The organism is Burkholderia sp. SCN-KJ, from assembly GCF_024656005.1.
Lineage (GTDB): Bacteria > Pseudomonadota > Gammaproteobacteria > Burkholderiales > Burkholderiaceae > Burkholderia.
The window spans coordinates 239,069-257,479 of the sequence record NZ_JANKOG010000002.1; the positions used below are offsets into that span (position 1 = coordinate 239,069).

Below are 18,411 nucleotides of genomic sequence, written 5' to 3' on the forward strand. Positions count from 1 at the left end.
GGCGCCTCGATGCGTCGGCGCGTCGATGGGTCGATGGGTCGATGGGTCGATGCGGCAGTGCGTCGATACGGCAACGGTGCCGGCGCGCATGCATGCGGCGGGCGAGCGGTCGCGCCGCCGCGGCAGATCAGCCGCCGAGCAGTGCGTCCGCGAGCGCTGGCGGCGCGTGCCCGACCGTGACTTCCGGCGTGCCATGCCACGCCGCCAGCCGTTTCACGGCCTTCGCGACGTCGGCCGCGAGCCCCGTGCCGAACCGCACGCCCGGCTCGACATGCACCGTCTTCAACTCGAACGTGCCGAGCGAGCGATGCGCTTTCGCGTCGACGCGCCCGATCAGCCGGCCGCGATGCAGCACCGGCAGGCAGAAGTAGCCGTAGCGCCGCTTGTGCGCGGGCGTATAGCACTCGATCGTGTAGTCGAACCCGAACAGCGTCGAGGCGCGCCGCCGGTCCCACACCACCGGATCGAACGGCGACAGCAGCGTCGTGACCGTCGAGCGCAGCGTGTCTGCCGCGGCGGCCGGCAGCAGCGCGTCGAGCGAGCGATGCACGTAGGCCGGCTCCTTCCAGTCGGCGACCTGCACCGGGATCAGCTCGCCCGCGTCCGCGAGTCGCTCGAGTTCCGCGCGGTACGAACGGCGCGGCAGCCGGTAGTAATCGGCCACCCAGTCCGCGCGCACGATCCCGAGTGCGCGGCACGTGTAGTCGAGCAGCGCGGGCAGCACCGCGTCGCGCGGCGGCAGGTCGCGCGCATCGTCCCAGCCGGGCAGCACGCGCTCGCGCACGTCGTAGATGCGCTGGAAATTGCGGCGCTCGGACACCATGAGGTGGCCGGTCGTGAACAGCACTTCCAGGTGTTTTTTCTCGGGCTTGCGGTCCCACCAGCCGTTGCCTTTCACCCCGTTTTCGCGGATGAAATCGGCGGACCGCACGGGGCCTTCGTCGCGAATCCGCGCGAGCAGCCGCTCGATCTCGGCGCGGTTCTGCGCGTGCCAGTCGGCCGCGTATTTCCAGCCCATTCCCGACGGATCGAGCATCTTGTAGCGCATCAGCCCGAATTGCTCGACCGGCAGGAAGCACGCTTCGTGCGACCAGTATTCGAACAGGCGCGCCTCGGCGAGATGCTCGTCGAGCCACTGCGGGGCGAAGTCGCCGAGACGGCTGAACAGCACGAGATACGGACTGCGCGCGACGACATGAATCGTATCGATCTGTAACTGCGCCATCCGGCGGATCGTGTCGAGCACGTCGGCCTTGGTGGCCTTGCGGCGGGGCGGGGTCAGCAGGCCCTGCGCGGCGAGATGCAGCGCGCGGGCGGCGGCGGGCGAAAGCGTGAGCATCGGAGCGGCGGCTGAAGGTGGCGGTCGGGCACCACTTTAGCGCGAAAGCGGCGCACGTGTGCGACGCGTGCACGGGACACGTCTGACAATGCTTGACAGATGCGCGGCGCGACTTTCCCTATAGTGCAGTCATGGCGCGACGAAATGTGCGCGCAACGATTCGGCTTCCGACGCACATATGTCCATGGCACGCAGGAAGCAGATCCGGGATTCTCAACCCCCAACGAGAGACCCGGAGCCCTGAGCGGACATCCATGCGGCTGTGCACCGGCCCCGTGTGGATGTCCGCTGATTTTTTTTGTTGTTTCGCTTTTCCGCCGCCAGCCTTTTCCCGCCAGCCCGCCCGTTCATTGCCGCTTGCCGCGCGCGACTTCGTCGCCGGCGCCGGGCGGCAGCCGCCGCGTGATCGGAATCGATGCGAACGAACACAGCCCGACCACGACGAACGCGGGCCAGAAATCCGACCACACCATCGTCTGATGCCCCTGCAGCCAGTGCGACAGGTGCAGCACGAGGCCGGCAACCGTCACACCGAGCCCGAGCGACATCTGCTGCACGACACTGCCGAGGCTCGTCGCGCGGCCTGCATCGGCCTGCGAAATATCCGCGTAGATCATCGAATTCAGGCTCGTGAACTGCAGCGCGGGGAAGATCCCGCCGACCAGCACGATCATCCAGATCGCCCAGGTCGCCATGCCCGGATGGAACACGCCGTAGGCGGCGATCGCGAGCCCGGCGAACGCGGCGTTGTAGATCAGCACCGTGCGAAAGCCGAAGCGGCGCAGCGTATGGGTGGCCGTCGAGCGGCTCACCGCGCCGCCGAGAGCCGATGCGCAGGTGATCAGCCCGGAGTGGAACGCGCTCATGCCGAGGCCTTCCTGCAGCGCGAGCGGCAGCAGGAACGGCACGGCGCCGAGGCCGATGCGGAACAGCGACCCGCCGACCACGCTCGCGTGGTAAGTCGGGATCTTCAGGAAACTGAGGTCGAGCACGGGGCGCGCCTTGCGGCGCGCGTACGGCACGTAAAGCGCGAGCATCGCCGCGCCGGCCGCGCACATCAGGAGCGCGTTGCCGCGCGACGTGAGCGCGCCGTCGATCAGCGTGAGCCCCATCAGCAGCAGCGCGGCGCCGCTCGCCGACAGCAGGAAGCCGAACCAGTCGAGCGGGCCGGGATCGGCCTCGTGCGTGTTCGCGATGTGCTTGCTCGCGAGGTAGATCCCGTAGATGCCGATCGGCACGTTGATGAAGAAGATCATCCGCCAGTGCAGGTAGGTCGTGATGAAGCCGCCGACGAGCGGCCCGACCGTCGGCCCGAACAGCGCGGGAATCGCGAGGTAGTTCATCGCGCGCACGAGATCGGAGCGCGGCACCGCGCGGAAGATGATGATCCGGCCGACCGGCACCATCATCGCGCCGCCGACGCCCTGCACGAAGCGCGCGAACGTGAGCACGCCGAGGGAATTGGAGGCCGCGCACATCAGCGAGCCGGCAACGAAGATGCCGATCGCGGTGCGGAACACGGCGCGCGCGCTGAAGCGGTCGGCAAGCCATCCGCAGATCGGGATGAAGACGCCGAGGCCGACCACGTAGGCCGTGATCGCAATGTTCAGTGTGACGGGATTGTGCCCGAAGTCCCTCGCCATCGCGGGCAGGGCGGTGACGATGATGTTCGCGTCGACGCTTTCCATGAACAACGCACAGGCAACGATGAGCGGTGCTAGAAAGACGGGCGACATGGGCTGGGCGCGCGGTAAAGACGCCATTATGCCCACAATGTGGTCGTTGCGTCACGCGAGACAACGCTCGTTCCGCATGTTGCAACAGTCGTTCCTGTTAGCGCGTGTGGAAGAAGAGACGACCGCGCTGCCGGTGCGGTCCATGACATGAATATGACGCGCGCGCCGCGGGGGCGGCCGCGAAACTTGCGTGCGATGCGCGTTTCGTGCGACAGTCGGAACTCATCCGCGGATGACAACGACGCGCATCGATCGACGGCCATCGAGACGAGCGCACGCGCGAACGAGACCCCTGCCGAACCATTCATCATCGAAAGGAGGGGACACGTCATGACGTCACGTCGCGCCGCATCGACCGCATCGCATCCTGCCTCGCATCCATCCGTGCCCGCGCCGCGTCTGCGCTGGGCCGCCGTGCTCGCCGTCGCTTACCTCGCGGTCGCCGGCTGCGCCGCGCAGGCCGACAGTGCGAACCAGGCCGCGAACCAGGCCGCGATGCAGGCGGCCAGCCAGTCCGCCGCGCCCGCCACGGCGGCGGCTTCCGGCACGCTGCTGCCGCCGCCGAGCCAGCTCTACGGCGACCTGTTCGTCGCGGTGCAGACGGCGCAACTCTATCCCGACCAGAAGACCTTCGTCGACGCGACGCCCAACGCCGATCCGGCGACGATCGTACAGTTGTATCAGCAACAGAAGTCGCAGCCGGGCTTCTCGTTGAAGGCGTTCGTCGACCAGCACTTCACGCCGCCGCCGGAAGGCGGGGTCACGCCGCCCGCGAACCAGACGCTGCGCCAGCACATCGACTGGCTGTGGCCGCAGCTCACGCGCACCAGCACGACGGTGCCGCCGTACAGTTCGCTGATCGCGTTGCCGAAGCCGTATGTGGTGCCGGGCGGCCGCTTCCGCGAAGGCTACTACTGGGATACCTATTTCACGATGCTCGGGCTGCAGGTGTCGGGGCGCGAGGATCTCGTCGACGACATGCTCGACAACTTCGCATACCTGATCGACACGATCGGCCACATCCCGAACGGCAACCGCACGTACTACGCGAGCCGCTCGCAGCCGCCGTTCTTCGCGTACATGGTCACGCTCGCCGCGCAGGCCGAAGGCGACAAGGTCTACCAGAAATACCTGCCGGCGCTGCGCAAGGAGCATGCGTACTGGATGCAGGGCGAAACGACGACGCCGCGCGGGCAGGCCGCGCGCAACGTGGTCGCGATGCCGGACGGTGCGGTGCTGAACCGCTACTGGGACGCGAGCGACACGCCGCGCGACGAGTCGTATCTCGAGGACGTGACGACCGCGAAGGCCGTGCCGGATCGCCCCGCGAACGAGGTGTACCGCGACCTGCGCGCGGGTGCCGAAAGCGGCTGGGACTACAGCTCGCGCTGGTTCGGCGACGGCCGGACGCTCGCGACCATCCGCACGACGGCGATCGTGCCGGTCGACCTGAACAGCCTGATGTTCCATCTCGAGACGACGATCGTGAAGGGCTGCGCGGTCACGCGCGACTTCGCGTGTGTCGCGGATTTCTCCGGACGGGCGGCGCGGCGCGCGGCCGCGATCAACCACTATCTGTGGAACCGCCGCGGCTATTACGGCGACTACGACTGGCAGTTGCGCAAGCCGCGCGACGGCGTGACGGCGGCCGCGCTGTATCCGCTGTTCGCGGGTGTCGCGTGGCCCGAGCGTGCGAAGGCCACCGCGCGCGAGGTGCGCAAGACGCTGCTGCAGCCGGGCGGCCTCGCGACGACGACCGCGAACACGGGCCAGCAGTGGGATGCGCCGAACGGCTGGGCGCCGCTGCAGTGGATCGCGATCGACGGGCTGCGCCGCTACGGCGAGCCGGCGCTCGCGAAGGACATCGGAACGCGCTTTCTGGCCGACGTGAAGCATGTATATGCAACCGAAGGCAAGCTCGTCGAGAAGTACGTGGTCGAAGGGGCTGGCGCGGGCGGCGGCGGGGGTGGCGAATATCCACTGCAGGACGGCTTCGGCTGGACCAACGGCGTCACGCTGAAACTGCTCGGGCTGTATGGCGAGTGACGGGCCGCGTGCATTGCATGCACGCACCTGAACGAGCACGGGCCGGATCGCCGCGCGCGCGGCAGTCCGGCCCGTTTCGCATGCGCGGATGTCAGAACGTGATCGTCGTGCGCACGCCGACCACCGTTTCGTCGCCGATGCGCGCGCCGGCCGCGTTCGGGTCCGGAATGCCGCCGCCCGGCCGGAAGAAGTGCTGCAGGTCGGCCTGCACCTGCCACCACGGCGCGACCTGGTACTGGTAGGTCGCCTCGATCACCGTTTCCGCGCGCCGCACCGGATAGCCGGGCGTCGCAAGCCTGCCGGTGTCGCCGTCGAGCGCACGCGCATGCGAGCCTATCTTCGCGTAGCCGACCGCGATGCCGGCCGTATCGTCGTCGCGGCCCTTGAACGGCGCCTTGAGCGTCACGCCCGCATTCGCCGCGAAATCGACGACGTTGCGATCGCCCGGCGCGCCCATCACGCGCGCGAACACGCCGACCGAGCGCGGGCTGTCCGCCGACGGCCGCCATACCATCTGATCCGCGACCGCATAGAAACCGTAGTTACCGCGATGCGTGGCGGGGATCCCGTTGCTGGCCGGATCCGCGAGCGACAGCCCGTCGGTGCCGACGCGCGGATCGTTCGCGTGCTGCGACTGATACCAGAAGCCGAGCTTGTACGTGCCGGGCAGGCCGGCCGGTTGCGGTGCCTTCGGGTCGGCGGGCGGCGCGTTCAGCGCGTACTGGAGTTCGCCGATCACGAACGCGCCGCTGCGCAGGTTGAAGTTGGTGCCGTGCGCGTTCAGCACCTGCGCGTCGCCGTCGCTGCGGCCGGCCGGGTTGCCGTCGAACACGCCGACCATCGCGGTCCACGCGTCGGCCGGCTTCACGCGCAGCCGCACGCCGAGCGACGACAGCGGATAGGCAGCACCGCCGGCCGGCAGGTCGGTCGCCGGCAGCACGGGCCAGCCGAACGTCGCGTTCATGAACGTCGCCGCGTACTGGCTGACCATGAATTCCTGGTCGACGCTTTGCTGGCCGACCTTCACGTCGGCCTTGCCGGCGAGGAACGCCTGCTGGTACCAGAGCTCCCACAGCCGCGTGGTCGAATTCGCCTCGATGCCGGTCGCGGTCTGCAGCGTCTGCAAATAGCGCTGCGTGAGGTTGGTGCCGTGGATCTGCAACCCGGACACGTTGAACGTGCCGCCCGGCAGGCCGATCGCCTTCTCCGTATCGACGTTGAAGCCGAATTGCGTGAGGCCCTGGTAGGCACCGCCGCGCTGCGTGCCGCCCGCGGCGTTGTACAGGTATTCGCTGGTTTCCTGCAGGTTCAGCGTGACGCCGTGATCGCCGAGCACGTCGCGCAGGCCGCCCATGTTGCCGAGCAGGTTCGACCGTTCCCAGAAACCGGTGGGGGCGGGCGCAGCAGCATCGGCGGCCGGTGCGGGGGCGGCGGCAGTGTCGCTGGCTCCGGCGGCCGGTTCGGCCGCGCTGGCCGGTGACGACGATTGCGCGAACGCAGGCGCGGCCGCGAGCGACAGCAACAGCGCGGCGAGCGCGTCGAGGCGCGGTGTGCGCGGAGCGGATTCGAAGCGATTCTTCATGCGGGCTCCATTATTCGATTGATTAGTTAGGCTGAAGAAATGAAAACGTGGAGCGATGGCTCGGGTACGGGCGGCGGCGCGCAGGCATGCGGCGCGTTGCACGCGACCGGTCACGGCAGCCAGCCGCCGATCCGCCATACGTGCGCGAAGCCGAGGCGCGATGCGGTCGCACAGAGCAGCGCGACGAGCGCGACGGCGGCCGCCATCGCGCCGGCCAGCACGCATTCGAGCGGGCGCGGTGCCGCCGGCAGGTGCGCGAGCGCGCTGCCGCGCCAGTTGCCGAACGTGTGGGCGAGCGGTGCAAGGGCCGAAGCGAACGAGCGGTCGGACACGACACGCGCGAGTTGCCTGAGTCTGACCATGAGCGATTGAAACGACATGACGTGCCTCCGTCCGGTCCGGCGCCTGCCGGACGACGTGATCGAGCGCGGGAGCATGACGCGACCGGCGCTCGGCGGTTGGAACGTAACGGAGCGTGCGACACGGACGATCCGGCGATGCCGGCCCGGGAGGAAGCGCGCTAACCCGACGATGGCGAGCTAGCGGCGAAAGACATGCGCCTGGCTGCTATCTCGCGATGGCTTGGCCGGCCTCGACCGGCATCGAACTGCAACTGGAGCATGCGTCCACGAAGGGACTCCCTTGATGAATTGGGGCGGATTGTAGTCGCGAGTTTTGCTGCGGTGCAAGCAAAAAAGGCGGCGACGTTGCGCATTTCGCACCGCCTGCGGCGCCCCATCCGGGCCGGTCGATGCCCGCTGCGACTGCCTGCCGGCGGCGCGCGGCGACTGTTGCTCGCATGCATCGGCGGCGCGTGCGCTTCGAGGCGCTGAAAGGTTGCGGCGCGTCATTCCGGGCGCGAATCTTTCAGTCCGCATGAACCCGAAAAAATATTCCGTCAAGCCGGTTCCAAAGGGTTGACTTCCGTTTCGGCCGGTCCATAGAATCCGCCATCTTCACTCTTGGGGCCGCCGCCTTGGACGCCTGCAGTAGTCGATCTTCGAACGAAGTTTCCGCCTGAGCGACCGACGTCCGCGCCTCATCGAAGCCGCCGTTTGTCCCCCAGGCAAACGGTGCGCGCAGCAGTATTTCGCAGTAACCCCCTCGTGCACCCTGATTCGCGCCGGTCAGCGTGATGCGTTTGCGCATGCGCCATCCGGTTTCGCCGCCGCCCGGCGCGCGGCCGCGTTCGCGCATGCGTTTCGCATGCATCCGAACGGCGGCCCGCGCGCCGGGCGGCGGCCAACCGTGTTCTCCGGAACACCGCACAGGAGCCGCCATGAACGACAGTGACAGTTGTCCCTTATGCCCGTTGCACCAACACACCCTTTTGAACCCGGGTCGCAGGGACATGCCGGCCGACTAGCCTGACACGTCGTTCAGGCCCCGGACTGGCCCCGCACCCACCACGCGGCCGGCATGCATGCCGCTGCCGCCAGGAGCCAGACCATGAACTTCGGCCTTCTGCTGTCGAATCTTCCGCAAGTCACGCGATCGCATCCGCACTACGACGCGATGCCGATGCTCGACGCCCGTCCGCGGGTGTTTTCCCGCTTGTTCAACCGGTTCATATCGCTGCTTTGCTGAACTGAAACGCCGAGCGCGTCTCGGCATGCGCGCGCGGGCTTCGGGCCTGTTATGCGCGCGTATTCCAAGACCACACGCTTGACCGAAAAAAACAGCCGTACGGAATTCATCATGTCCACGCCATCAAACGTCTCTCCACCGATCGCCGTCGAACGCGCCGCCGTGCTCGACGAAGCCCACCTGGGCGACATCCGCGGCGCGCTCGGCACCATCGCGCATCACGACACCGCCGCGCGCGGCACGTGGTGGGCGCGCCTGCGCACGCTGCTCGCGATCATCGGGCCCGGCCTCATCGTGATGGTCGGCGACAACGACGCGGGCGCGTTCGGCACCTATACGCAGGCCGGCCAGAACTACGGGACGACGCTGCTGTGGACGCTGCTGCTGCTCGTGCCGGTGCTGTACGTGAACCAGGAAATGGTGCTGCGCCTCGGCGCGGTCACGGGCGTCGGCCATGCGCGCCTGATCTTCGAGCGCTTCGGCAAGTTCTGGGGCGCGTTCAGCGTGATCGACCTGTTCCTGCTCAACGCGCTGACGATCGTCACCGAGTTCATCGGCATCACGTTCGTGCTGGCTTTCTTCGGGCTCCCGAAGGTCGCGGGCGTATGCGTGGCGGCCGCGCTGACGATGGCGGCCGTGAGTACCGGCGACTTCAGGCGCTTCGAGCGGTTCGCGATCGTGCTGTGCGTGCTGAGCCTGCTGCTCGTGCCGGTGCTCGTGTCGATCCACCCGCCGGCGGCGCAGATGTCGCGCGACTTCTTCGTGCCGAACTGGCCCGCGCACGCGAAGCTGTCCGACGTGATGCTGCTCGTGATCGGCATCGTCGGCACGACGGTCGCGCCGTGGCAACTGTTCTTCCAGCAGAGCTACGTGATCGACAAGCGCATCACGCCGCGCTTCATGAAGTACGAGAAGGTCGATCTGTGGATCGGCATCGCGTTCGTGCTGATCGGCGCGGTCGCGATGATCGGCTTCAGCGCCGCGCTGTTCGGCGGCCATCCGGAAGCGGGCAACTTCAGCGACGCGGGCGGCGTGATCGCGGGCCTCGAGAAGTATGCGGGCCGCACCAGCGCGACGCTGTTCGCGGTCGCGCTGCTCGACGCGTGCATCATCGGCGCGGCGGCGGTGTCGCTGTCGACCGCGTACGCGATCGGCGACGTGTTCAAGATCCGTCATTCGCTGCATCGCGGCGTGTCCGACGCGAAGGGCTTCTATCTCGTCTACTTCGGGATCGTCGCGGCCGCCGCCGCGCTCGTGCTGATCCCGGGCAGCCCGCTCGGCCTGCTGACCGAAGCGGTGCAGACGCTCGCGGGCGTGCTGCTGCCGAGCGCGACGGTGTTCCTGCTCGTGTTGTGCAACGATCGCCAGGTGCTCGGCCCGTGGGTCAACTCGACGAAGCTCAACATCTTCACGGGCGCGGTGATCTGGGTGCTCGTGCTGCTGTCGATCATCCTCACCGCCTCGGTGATGTATCCGGACATCAGCGGCGAAGCGATCGTCGACGTGCTGGTCGGCGGCACGGTGCTCGCGATCGTCGGTTATCTCGCGACGGTGCTGATCCGCCGCAACAAGCGCGTCGTCGAGCCGGGCATCGATCGCGCGCTGCGCGCCACCTGGCGCATGCCGCCGCTCGACACGCTCGAACCGCAGAACATGACGGTCGCGACGCGCGTCTGGATGGCCGTGCTGCGCGGCTATCTGGTGATCGCGGTCGGTCTCGTGATCGTCAAGGTCGTGCAGATGACGCTGCTGAAGTAACGCCGTTCGGCGTCATCTCCTGGTGTTGCGCACATGCCGGCCCGCGAGGCCGGCATGTGCGTTTACGCGGGCAGAGCGCGTGCGCGTCAGATCAGCTCGAGCTTCGACGTCAGGTACGTGAGCTGGATCCGGTTCGCGACGCCGAAGCGCTTGCGCAGCTTGCGCAGGTGATAGTCGACGTTGTGCGCGCTGGTGTCGAGGCGCCGGCCGATCTCCTTGTCCGACGCGCCTTCCGCGATGCCCAGCAGCAGTTCCTGCTCGAACGGCGTGAGCCCGTTCACGGCGCGTTCGCGCGACGTCGCGATCAGTTGCGGCGACGCGAACTTGTGCACCGACAGCCCGATCGACAGCGCCTGCTCGATCGTCGCCGGCGTGATCCACTCGCGCGTGCGGCGCGGCGCGGTGAAGCTCATGAACGCATGCAGCCGCGTGCCGGGCACGGCCATCGAATACATGATGCCGCTGCACATGCCGTCGTCCTGCATCGTCTGCAGGAAACCGTCGAGCGCGGCCGGGCTCACGCACGGGCCGCCGTCGCGCGCGCGGTGTTCGCGGCGCAGCTGCTGCAGGTCCCACACGATCGGCATGTTGCACACGCGCGCGTCGAGCGTGCGCGGATCGATGTCGTGATGGTTGTGCCGGACGTAGTCGCCGCGATAGGTGGGCGGCGTGAACGCCTCGTGCAGGTAGAGACTTTCGACACGCTCCCGCGAGAATTCGAGCGCGAAATACGCGAACGTCGAGAAGCCCGTCAGGTGCAGCAGGCTGGTGACGATCCGGTTGCGTTCGGCAGTGCTTTGCGCGTGCGCGAGCGTATCGGCGACACCGAGCTTCGGCGCGTGCGGCTGCGCGATGTCGTCGCGCTTGACGTCGTCGCACCAGACGACCTGCACCGGGCGCTCTCTCGACGCACCGGCGCAGGCGACCGTCCGCCGCGGCGGACGGGACAAGGTTGGGGCGACCGCTTCTTCTTGCAATGCAATATCGGACATGAATCATCCCTCGGAATCGACGCGCATCGCGCAGCGGCCGCCGTGTCGTGCACGGTGCCCGCGACGATGCGATCGAGCATCTTTATGATATGCGCCGATCGTCATCCAGACGAAACGCGGGGGCATTGTACAAAAATGCCTGTCTGCGCGTAATATGCCGTAATACTAATTCGGGCGAAAGGTTCATATTCGCGCCGGTATAGAGTCGACCAGAAAATCATAAAGAAAAGACCAAATCGTGACGGGGCAGGTTCACATATTGGGAAAGGGTGGGCTCCTCATGACATATGCTGACGACGCGCCACGCGTCGAGTGGTTCTCGCAAGCCGATATCGCGGCCGCTGCCGCTTATTCGAAAGAAATTCATGCAATCGAGCGCGACGTTTTTACCGGCATTCAAATCGCGCCCGGTAAATCCGACCTCGCTTCCGTCGATTTCTCCCAATGCCATGCGCGATTGCGGCAAATCGGTTTCAGCACGCTCGGCTACGGCGCCTACGAGATGATCGGGCGGCGCATCCTGTGCGCGCATCTGCTGCGTGACCTCGCGCCCGCGACGTTCATGCAGCCGTATATCGAGGGCATGCTCTACGAGAGCGACCCGCGTTTCGCGCAAGTGCGCAGCAGCGGCTTCCCCGTCGCGTGGCGGCTCGACGAGATCGAGTCGGCCGCGCAGGGCAGCGGCGACCGCAAGGTGCTCGCGCTGGCCGGCCATCTGCGTGCGCACGCAATGAACAGCGGCGTGATCTTCAGCCTGTCGGCGCCGCGGCTCGACCTGCGCGTTGCCGTGAACGTGACGTCGGAAGCCCACGGCACCGAATGGATCGACGATCGCGTGATCGGCGGTGCGCTGTCGGTGAGCCTCGCCGTGCATCGCGTCGCGCTGCCGTTTCTCGAGGCGCGCATCGCGCGCATGCGCGGCTTCGCGCTCGGCGACGAGCAGCAGCAGGTGCTCGACCGGCTCGTGCACGGGCTGTCCGACCAGGAGATCGCGAGCGCGCTGCGCACGTCGCTGCACAAGGTCGGTCACCATATCCGCTCGCTCGAAAAACTCTTCAACGTGCAGAACCGCGCGCAGCTCGCGTATCTCGCCGCGCGCCGTCTGGAGTCCTGACCCTGTCTTCCCGCGCGGCGCCCGCCGCGCGATGGAAGCGGTTCCGGCGATGCGCGCGCGCAGGCGCCGCCGGGTTTCGTAGTCCGATCCGATCGTCACCGGAAAACGGCCGCGACGCTACGAGGCGCTTCCCTTTTTGCGCGGTTGCGCGTCGCTACACTCGTCCCATTCAACGGTCCGCGCGACGCGGGGCATGACGGCCCGCGTCCGCTGGCGACAACGACAGGACGACGGCACGATGGCAGAACCGAAGGCGCTCCCTCGCGACTGGCAGCGGATCTTTTCCGCTGGCCGCAGCGTGTCCGGGCGCCGTCTCGGGGCATCGCCGCGCGCCGACCTGTTTCTCGCCGCGTTCATCGTGTCGGTGGTCGCGCTGTTCATCCTGCCGCTGCCGCAAGCCGCGCTCGACGGGATGATCTCGCTGAACCTCGCCGCGAGCGTCGTGCTGCTGACGGTGTCGACCTACGTGCCGTCGGCGGTCAGCTTCTCGTCGTTTCCCGCGCTGCTGCTGTTCACCACGCTGTTCCGGCTCGCGCTGAACATCGCGTCGTGCAAGCTGATCCTGCTGCACGCGAACGCGGGCCACGTGATCGACGCGTTCGGCCGGCTCGTGGTCGGCAACAACGTCGTGGTAGGCGGCGTGGTGTTCCTGGTGATCGCCGTCGTGCAGTTCATCGTGATCGCGAAGGGTTCGGAGCGGGTCGCCGAAGTCGGCGCGCGCTTCTCGCTCGACGCGATGCCGGGCAAGCAGATGAGCATCGACGCGGACCTGCGCGCGGGCATCATCAGCGCCGACGAAGCGCGCGAGCGCCGCGAGAAGCTCGAACAGGAATCGCAGATGCACGGCGCGATGGACGGCGCGATGAAGTTCGTGAAGGGCGATGCGATCGCGGGCCTCGTGATCGCGTTCATCAACATCGTCGCGGGCATCGCGGTCGGCACGCTGATGCACGGGATGGATATCGGCGAGGCGCTGCAGCGCTACGCGATCCTGACGGTCGGCGACGGGATGGCGTCGCAGATCCCGTCGCTGCTGGTGTCGATCGCGGCGGGCATCGTGACGACGCGCGTCGCAACGCGCGACACGCGGCAGCGCCAGCTCGGCGAACAGCTGGGCGAGCAGCTCGGCGCGCATCCGCGCGCGCTGCTGATCGCGGCGCTGGTGCTGGCCGGGTTCCTCGTCGTGCCCGGTTTTCCGAAATGGTCGTTCGCGCTGATCGCGCTCGGCCTCGGCGCGTTCGCCTTCATGCAGCTCAAGCGCAAGACGACCGCGCCGAGCTTCAACCTGATTCATATCGCGGGCCGCATCGGCGCGACCGACGACGGCCAGCCGGCGAAGGTGTCGCACGCGGCAGGCGTCACGTCGCTGATCGCGGTGTCGCTGTCGGACGACCTGCGCACGACGCTGAACCTCGCGCAGTTGCAGGCCGCGCTGTCGAGCGCGAAGGCGCGCGTCGACGCGGACATCGGCACGGTTTTTCCGCGCATCACGCTGAACGACGACGAAGGGGCGGCGCCCGGCACGTACCGGATCTATCTGCAGGACGTGCTCGCCGCGCATGGCGCGCTGAAGCCGGGCTGGCTGCTGTGGGACGGCGTCGCGCCGCTGCCGGAGCGCGCGGAGCGCCAGCCGGCCGAGGCGTTCGGCCCGTTCGCGACCGCGCTGTGGATCAAGCCCGACGGCGCGGCGCCGGACGGCAAGTGGCTGACGAGCGAAGGCGCGCTCGCCGCGCACGTCGAGCAGATCGTGCGCCAGCATGCGGACGAGCTGCTCGGCATCCAGGAAACGCAGGCGCTCGTGCACCTGGTGCGCCGCGAGCATCCGGAACTCGTCGGCGAACTGACGCGGCTCGTGCCGCTGCAACGCGTGACCGAGGTGCTGCGCCGGCTGCTGGCCGAACAGGTGCCGATCCGCAACCTGCGCGTGATTTTCGAAAGCCTGATCACGTGGGCGCCGAACGAGCCGGACGACGTGATCGCGCTGGTCGAGCTGGTGCGCGTCGACTTGCGCCGGATGATCACCGATCGCCATGCGGGCGCGACGCGGCAGCTGCGCGTCGTGCTGTTCGAGCAGAACCTGCAGGAGCGGATCGAGAACGCGGTGATGCGCACGAAGCAGGGCAATTTCCTCGCGCTGTCGAGCGCGATCAAGCAGGACATCGGCGAACAGGTGCGCGCGATCGTGCAGGCCGCGACGGCGGCGCAGCCGGCAGGCGCGGGCGGCCACGGCAACCCGCCGGGCGCCGCGCGGGTCGCGGTGATGGTCGCGCTCGGCGCGCGCCGCTACGTGAAGACGATTTTGCAGCCGGTGCTGCCGGAACTCGCGGTGCTGTCGTACCAGGAGGTCGAGGAGGACGTGCAGCTGCATACGGTCGGCTGGGTGAAGAACCCGCCCGACGACGGCACGCTCGGCGCGGGTGCCGGCGTGCGTGCGCCGGGAGTCGTGCAATGACGAGCTCGACCATCCTCGACCTGACCCGGCAGGCGCTGATGCTGGTGCTGCTGCTGTCGTTGCCGATCGTGCTGATTGCCACCGTCACCGGCCTCGTCGTCGCGATCCTGCAGGCCGTCACGCAGGTGCAGGACGCCAACCTCGGCATCGCGGTGCGGCTGATCGCCGTGATGGTCGCGCTCGTGCTGCTGTCAGGCTGGCTCGGCAGCGAGGTGCTGCGCTTCGCGCAGCAGGCGCTGGAACGCATGTTCGTTTCTTCCACAGGAGTGTATTGATGCGTCAACGCGTCGCCCCGATCCGGTTTCAACCGCGCCGCCTGCAACGGGCCGCGCTCGCCATGTGCGCGACCGCGCTGCTCGCGGCGTCGCTGTGCGTGACGGTCGCGCAGCCGGCGCGCGCGGCGGACCTGCGCTGGCGCAACAAGCCGTTCACGATCGTCGCGAACGGCAAGAAGATCGGCGACTTCATTCGCGAGCTCGCGTCGTCGCAGGGCGTGACGGCCGTGGTCGACCCGAAGGTCGACGGCGTGATCAGCGGCCGCTTCTCGGGCACGCCGCAGCAGACGCTCGACACGATCTGCTCGACCTACGGGCTCACGTGGTACTACGACGGCTCGTTCCTGTACGTCGACCCGGCCGACCAGTCGCAGACGCAGATGATCCCGATCCCGCCGAACGCGGCCGGCGAGATCGGCCGCGCGCTGCAGGCGATGCAGATTCCCGACAAGCGCTACACGCTCGTGATCAACGATCGCGCGAACAGCGTGTACGTGGCCGGCCCGCGTCGTTACGTGGAGCTCGTGCGGCAGGCGGTCGGCTCGGTCGGCGATCCGTCGGCGAACGGCGCGCATGCGGACATCCGCGCGTTCCGGCTCCGGTACGGCTGGGCGTCCGACTTCACGATCAACCGCTCGGGCAAGGAAGTGACGGTGCCGGGCGTCGCGACGATCCTGCGCCGGCTGTTCGGCAAGGGCGGCGGCACGAGCGAGCTGCCGTCGAGCACGCCGCTCGGGCAGGCCGCACGCCAGGTGAAGCTCGGCTCGGGGCTGACGATCGCGGTGCCGCGGCTCGACTTCCCGGACATTGCCGGCGGCCCGCGCCAGGCCGGCTATGGCGGTGCCGACGGCGCTGCCGGCGGTGTCTCGCCGTTCTCGAGCGGCGGCGGTGGCGACACGCTGCCGCAGATCGTTGCCGATCCGGCGATCAACGCGGTGATCGTGCGCGACCTGCCGGAGAACATGTACCGCTACCAGTCGCTGATCAACCAGCTCGACGAGCGGCCGCGCATCGTCGAGATCAACGTGACGATCATCGACATCAACGAGGATTCGCTCGACAGCCTCGGGATCGACTGGCGCCTGCACACGACGCACGGCGACGTGCAGATCGGCAACGGCGCGAATCCGCTGAACGGCAACACGCAGTACAACGGCGCCGGCAATCCGCCGCTGACGTTCGGCGTCGGCGCGTCGGAAACCGGGCAGACCGGCACCTTCATGCCGACCGGCATCGCGCTGACCGCGTCGATCGGCGGCTCGCTGCGCAACTACCTGCTCACGCGCGTGAACGCGCTCGCGCAGAAGGGGCAGGCGCAACTGCGCTCGAAGCCGAAGGTTCTCGCGCTCGACAACACCGAGGCCATTCTCGAGAACCTCACGCAGTTCTACGTGCAGGTGCAGGGCTACCAGGATTCGTCGCTGTACAGCGTGACGACCGGCACCAGCATCAAGGTGACGCCGATGATCGTCGACGAGGCGATCCGCAACGCGGCCGCCGTGTCCGGCAACCCGCAGAGCGTGATGATGTCGATCGACATCCAGGACGGCAACATCGTGCCGGGCCAGGCCGTGTCGAACGTGCCGGTGATCCAGCAGCGCAACATCGTCACCAAGACGATGATCGACGAAGGCAAGAGCCTCCTGATCGCGGGCTTCAACGACGACGATGTGCGGCTGAACAAGAGCGGCGTGCCGTGGCTGTCGGACATCCCGCTGATCGGCAACCTGTTCAAGTACACCGACAAGTCGGGCAACCACATGGAGCGGTTCTACCTGCTGACGCCGCGCGTGGTGACGACCGCGTCGATGTACGCGCCGGACGGCTCGCCGGTGAACCCGGGCGCGGACGGGCCGGCCGGTTCGAACGGCACGTCGATGTATCGCCCGCCGGACAACGACATCGCGGTGCCGCTCACGCCCGCGCCGCTGCCCGGCACCAAGTTCGGCCCGCCCGCGCTGCCGCCGCCGAAGGATTCGGCGGCGCAGCCGGTGGCGACGACCGCAGGAGCGTCCACCCATGTCGACGACCATCATTGACCCGCACGGCGACGGCGCATTGTCCGGCGGCGCGGCGGGCGCCGCGGCCGGGGCGCCCGCGCTCGCGTCGCCGTGGAACCTGTGTTTCCTCAGCGGGCCGATGTACGGCCGCACGATGTCGCTCGCGCGCGGCGCGAACTGGGTCGGCACCGCGGCCGACTGCGAAGTGATCCTGCCCGATCGCGAGATCGGCGCGAAACAGGTGTGCCTGCAGGTCGGCGCGCTCGCGGTGACGGTGCAGAACCACGGCGGCGACGGCGGCGCGCCGGTGCTGTTCAACGACGCGCCGCTCGGCGCGGGCCGCCGCTCGATGACGCCGCAGGACGTCGTGACGGTCGGCTCGATCAAGCTCGGCATCGCGCGTCACGCGCAGGCGAGCGTCGCGGTGCCCGACGAGGCCGACGCGCCGGACGCCGCGCGCGAGGCCGCGTGGCTCGGCTGGCTCACCGGCGGGCTGCGCCGTCTCGGCAGCCGGCGGCTCGTGATCGCGGTCGTCGCACTGTGGATCGGCGTGCTGCTCGGCGCGCTCGGTTACGGCTTCGTCGCATGGTCGGGGCGCCTGCCGTGGCAGCACGAGTCGGTGCTCGCGCGCACGCACCGGCTGCAGCAGCTGCTGCACGCGTATCCGGAGCTCGCCGTCGCGCCGCGCGACGACGGCGTGATCGTGTCGGGTTACGTGAGCGACCCGGCCGCGCGGGAACGCGTCGCGCAGATCGTCGCGGGCGTCGACAACGCGGCGCTCGGCAATCTCTACGTGGTCAGCGATCTCGTCGCGACCGCGCAGACGTATTTCAGCGACACGGCGCTGACGGTCACCTATCTCGGCCGCGGCCGGATCGAATTGACGGGGGCGGCCGAGCGAGCGCAGATCGAGCCGCGTATCCGCAACTACATGAAGGACGCGCGCCCGGCGCTCGAGGTGGTCGACCACGTGCGCGACGCCGATGCGGCCGCGCCGCGCACCGCGACGACGCTCGGCGGCGTCGCGGGGATTCCGGAGATCACGACGGTGTTCGCGGGCGATGGCGACCAGCGCTACATCGAGACCGCCGACGGCAGCCGCTATTTCGAAGGCGCGCGGCTGAAGGAAGGGCCGACCGTGGTGTCGATCGGCCCGGACGAAGTGGTGTTCGAACGCAACGGCCAGCGCATCACGATGCCGCTCGGCGGCCCGTCCGCGAGCGCGCCCGAGCGGGCGCCGGCGCCGCCCGTGCCGCCGCTCGCGAGCGGCGCGGCGGCCGGCGTCGCGCAGCCGGTGCCCGGGCCGGCGTTGTTGCCGGATGCGCCGGCGGTACCGGCCGCACCAGCAGTTGCCGCGGCCGGCGCATCGAAGGCGGCGGCGCACTAGCGCCGCGACAGGACTTGCGCATCGCGTGTCGCGCGGTGCGCGCATTACGCGACACGCCGCGTGCATGCGGCGCGTCACGTCGCCGGCGGGGCATGGGGCCGCCGCCGGAACAGGCAAGCAGTTCAATGACGTACATGCAAAGG

Annotated in this window: 15 protein-coding genes; 8 read left to right on the plus strand and 7 right to left on the minus strand. The window is 68.4% G+C overall.

Going from position 1 to position 18,411, the window contains the following annotated elements; all coding sequences use genetic code 11:
* Positions 1-127: 127 nt before the first annotated feature.
* The gene (locus tag NQV17_RS04445; RefSeq protein WP_257769224.1) at positions 128-1,339 is read right to left on the minus strand and encodes a winged helix-turn-helix domain-containing protein; all 1,212 of its coding nucleotides are present in this window, start codon (positions 1,337-1,339) and stop codon (positions 128-130) included.
* A gap of 347 nt (positions 1,340-1,686) precedes the next feature.
* Entirely contained in the window at positions 1,687-3,075 is a 1,389-nt protein-coding gene (locus NQV17_RS04450) for an MFS transporter (RefSeq protein ID WP_257769226.1), read from the minus strand.
* On the opposite strand from NQV17_RS04450, the gene NQV17_RS04455 reads away from it, so the two are divergent.
* Both NQV17_RS04455 and treA read left to right on the plus strand, forming a co-directional pair.
* Positions 3,026-3,226 (plus strand): hypothetical protein, encoded by a 201-nt coding sequence (locus tag NQV17_RS04455; protein ID WP_257770268.1) that lies wholly within the window; start codon positions 3,026-3,028, stop codon positions 3,224-3,226. The genes NQV17_RS04450 and NQV17_RS04455 overlap by 50 nt on opposite strands.
* Positions 3,227-3,405: 179 nt before the next feature.
* Positions 3,406-5,121: an alpha,alpha-trehalase TreA gene (gene treA / locus NQV17_RS04460; RefSeq protein ID WP_257769228.1), complete on the plus strand. Its 1,716-nt coding sequence runs from the start codon at positions 3,406-3,408 to the stop codon at positions 5,119-5,121.
* Positions 5,122-5,212: 91 nt separating this feature from the next.
* Here treA and NQV17_RS04465 read toward each other — a convergent pair whose 3' ends face one another.
* The 4 genes from NQV17_RS04465 to NQV17_RS04480 form a co-directional block, all read right to left on the minus strand.
* Positions 5,213-6,703 (minus strand): carbohydrate porin, encoded by a 1,491-nt coding sequence (locus NQV17_RS04465; protein ID WP_257769230.1) that lies wholly within the window; start codon positions 6,701-6,703, stop codon positions 5,213-5,215.
* Between the two features lie 110 nt (positions 6,704-6,813).
* The gene (locus NQV17_RS04470) at positions 6,814-7,083 is read right to left on the minus strand and encodes a hypothetical protein (protein WP_257769232.1); all 270 of its coding nucleotides are present in this window, start codon (positions 7,081-7,083) and stop codon (positions 6,814-6,816) included.
* Between the two features lie 487 nt (positions 7,084-7,570).
* Positions 7,571-7,900 carry a hypothetical protein gene (locus tag NQV17_RS04475; protein WP_185733790.1) on the minus strand — a complete coding sequence of 110 codons (330 nt, stop codon included), beginning with the start codon at positions 7,898-7,900 and terminating at the stop codon, positions 7,571-7,573.
* 308 nt (positions 7,901-8,208) lie between these two features.
* Entirely contained in the window at positions 8,209-8,403 is a 195-nt protein-coding gene (locus NQV17_RS04480; protein WP_257770270.1) for a hypothetical protein, read from the minus strand.
* Between NQV17_RS04480 and NQV17_RS04485 the strand changes: the two genes are divergently transcribed.
* Complete coding sequence (locus NQV17_RS04485) at positions 8,402-10,048, plus strand: Nramp family divalent metal transporter (protein ID WP_257769235.1); 1,647 nt, start codon at positions 8,402-8,404, stop codon at positions 10,046-10,048. The two genes, NQV17_RS04480 and NQV17_RS04485, sit on opposite strands and share 2 nt — an antisense overlap.
* 86 nt (positions 10,049-10,134) lie before the next feature.
* Here NQV17_RS04485 and NQV17_RS04490 read toward each other — a convergent pair whose 3' ends face one another.
* Positions 10,135-11,040: a LuxR family transcriptional regulator gene (locus NQV17_RS04490; protein ID WP_257769237.1), complete on the minus strand. Its 906-nt coding sequence runs from the start codon at positions 11,038-11,040 to the stop codon at positions 10,135-10,137.
* Between the two features lie 280 nt (positions 11,041-11,320).
* Here NQV17_RS04490 and NQV17_RS04495 point away from each other — a divergent pair, with 280 nt between their 5' ends.
* The 5 genes from NQV17_RS04495 to sctD all read left to right on the plus strand — a co-directional run bounded on the left by NQV17_RS04495 (position 11,321) and on the right by sctD (position 18,268).
* Positions 11,321-12,154 carry an autoinducer binding domain-containing protein gene (locus tag NQV17_RS04495; protein ID WP_044847604.1) on the plus strand — a complete coding sequence of 278 codons (834 nt, stop codon included), beginning with the start codon at positions 11,321-11,323 and terminating at the stop codon, positions 12,152-12,154.
* A gap of 238 nt (positions 12,155-12,392) precedes the next feature.
* Positions 12,393-14,606 carry a type III secretion system export apparatus subunit SctV gene (gene sctV, locus NQV17_RS04500; RefSeq protein WP_257769241.1) on the plus strand — a complete coding sequence of 738 codons (2,214 nt, stop codon included), beginning with the start codon at positions 12,393-12,395 and terminating at the stop codon, positions 14,604-14,606.
* Positions 14,603-14,881, plus strand: a complete 279-nt coding sequence (gene sctS, locus NQV17_RS04505) for a type III secretion system export apparatus subunit SctS (RefSeq protein ID WP_257769250.1) — start codon at positions 14,603-14,605, stop codon at positions 14,879-14,881. Before sctV ends, sctS begins: the two co-directional genes overlap by 4 nt.
* Positions 14,881-16,920, plus strand: a complete 2,040-nt coding sequence (gene sctC, locus NQV17_RS04510; protein WP_257769251.1) for a type III secretion system outer membrane ring subunit SctC — start codon at positions 14,881-14,883, stop codon at positions 16,918-16,920. Before sctS ends, sctC begins: the two co-directional genes overlap by 1 nt.
* On the plus strand, positions 16,901-18,268 hold the full coding sequence (sctD, locus tag NQV17_RS04515) for a type III secretion system inner membrane ring subunit SctD (RefSeq protein ID WP_257769254.1): 1,368 nt from the start codon (positions 16,901-16,903) through the stop codon (positions 18,266-18,268). Before sctC ends, sctD begins: the two co-directional genes overlap by 20 nt.
* The last annotated feature ends 143 nt before the right edge of the window (positions 18,269-18,411 follow it).